1 pseudogene is annotated in these 511 nt (G+C 56.6%); it reads right to left on the reverse strand.

Annotated elements, in window-relative coordinates:
- Positions 1-93: 93 nt before the first annotated feature.
- A pseudogene (locus EN884_RS38060) lies at positions 94-511 on the reverse strand (type VI secretion system tip protein VgrG); the annotation flags it as partial.

Consider the following 511-nt stretch of genomic DNA (forward strand, 5'->3'; position numbering starts at 1 on the left):
GCCCGGAAATACTACCAGAGGACCGTCTTCGCCGAAACCGAGAAACTGGCCAATTACGACGCCATCGACGCGATCACGAACCTTTTCCATGCTCTAGTTCTCCCCTATTTTCGAACCCTTCATCGTGATGTCGCTAGAAGCCTTGATGCTGATCTTTCCTGACCCTTTGACCGAAATGTCCTTGCCCTCGATCGCGATCGTGCCGTCTTTCTTCATCATGATCTTGGCCGAGCCGGTTGTGATGAGAATTTCGTCACCGGCGTCGATGACCAGCTTCTTGCCGATTTTGATCGTGCCATTGCCGGTGACAGAAATGGCACTGTCTTTGCCGACCGAGAGGGAATGCGCGCCGGCCACCGATGTCGAATCGTCCTTGCCTACCGAAGCGGTGCGTCCTCCGCCGACCGTCGAACCTTGATCCTTCGCGATGCTCTCGGTGTGGCCGCCGCCTATGGACACGCTCTGATCGGAAGCAATCGTCCAGCTGTCGCTCGCACCTATGCTGTGGTCC

It is taken from the genome of Mesorhizobium sp. M7A.F.Ca.AU.001.01.1.1, from assembly GCF_004022735.1.
GTDB classification, from domain to species: domain Bacteria; phylum Pseudomonadota; class Alphaproteobacteria; order Rhizobiales; family Rhizobiaceae; genus Mesorhizobium; species Mesorhizobium ciceri.